This is a genomic window from Nocardia farcinica (assembly GCF_029867845.1).
GTDB classification, from domain to species: domain Bacteria; phylum Actinomycetota; class Actinomycetes; order Mycobacteriales; family Mycobacteriaceae; genus Nocardia; species Nocardia farcinica_A.
In genome coordinates, this window is sequence record NZ_JARWRU010000723.1 from 1 (window position 1) to 1,025 (window position 1,025).

Annotated in this window: 1 protein-coding gene; it reads right to left on the bottom strand. The window is 74.8% G+C overall.

The features are described from left to right. Positions 1-91: 91 nt before the first annotated feature. Complete coding sequence (locus tag QH283_RS15830; protein ID WP_280503753.1) at positions 92-910, bottom strand: NAD(P)-dependent oxidoreductase; 819 nt, start codon at positions 908-910, stop codon at positions 92-94. Between the last annotated feature and the right edge of the window lie 115 nt (positions 911-1,025).

Consider the following 1,025-nt stretch of genomic DNA (forward strand, 5'->3'; position numbering starts at 1 on the left):
CATCCTCACTCCTCGGTGCTGCGCGGTGATTCGGTGCCGGGTGGTGAGATCGGTGCCGCGCGGCGAGTGGATGGCGCGCGGCGGGCCGGGCTCAGCGCGGGTGGTTCATCATGGCGAGAGTGGCGTCGGCGGTGGACAGCACGACGCCGGGGTCCGCGCCCGCCGCGGCCGCCAGGTCGGCGACCAGCCCGACGTCCTTGCGCAGCAGGTGGCCCGCGTGCGCGGCGAGGCGGTCCAGGCTGCCGCCACCGGACACCACCCGGCCCAGCGCGAAACTGTTCGCGGTGCCGTGGGCGATGACCTCGCCGAGGCGGTCGGGGCCGATGCCGAGCTGCGCGCCGAGAGCCAGCGTGGAGCGGGCGGTGGCGAGGTTGGCGGTGAACAGCAGATTGTTGAGCAGTTTGGCGGTCTGGCCCGCGCCCACCTCGCCGAGGTGGACGACGGGGTTCGCGTAACTGTCGAAGACCGGGCGGGCCCGCCGCACGGCCTCTGCCGGACCGCCGGCCATGACCAGCAGGGTGCCCGCCGCCGCGCCCATGCCGCCGCCGCTGACCGGGGCGTCGATGAGCGTGCCACCGGCGGCGGCGACGGTCTTCGCCAGTTCGCGGCAGGTGTCGGGGTGGACGGTGGCGTGCACCGCCACCACCGCGCCGTGGGTCAGGCCGGCCAGCACACCGTCGGGACCGGAGAGGACCTGGCGCACGTCCTCGTCGCCGACCACGCACAGGCAGATCAGATCGGACCGGGCGGCCAGCGCCGCCGGGGTGTCGGCGTAGGTGGCCGGGGTGTCGGCGAACGGTTCCAGGGTGGCGGCCCGTCGCGCCCACAGGGTGGTCGGATGGCCGGCCTCGACGATGCGCCGAGCCATGGGCCCACCCTGGCTGCCCAATCCGATGAATCCGACGCGCATCACGACACCTCGTCCACCTTGTCCGGTTGGGCAGCGGGCTGGGGGCGGTAGAACACCGCGAGCAGCCCGGCGGCGCCGAGCACACCGATGCCGAGGGCGATCGCGCCGCCTGCCC

Bases quoted from the DNA above. Each gene is read 5' to 3' on its own strand.
- QH283_RS15830 (WP_280503753.1), bottom strand. From the start codon at position 910: ATGCGCGTCGGATTCATCGGATTGGGCAGCCAGGGTGGGCCCATGGCT.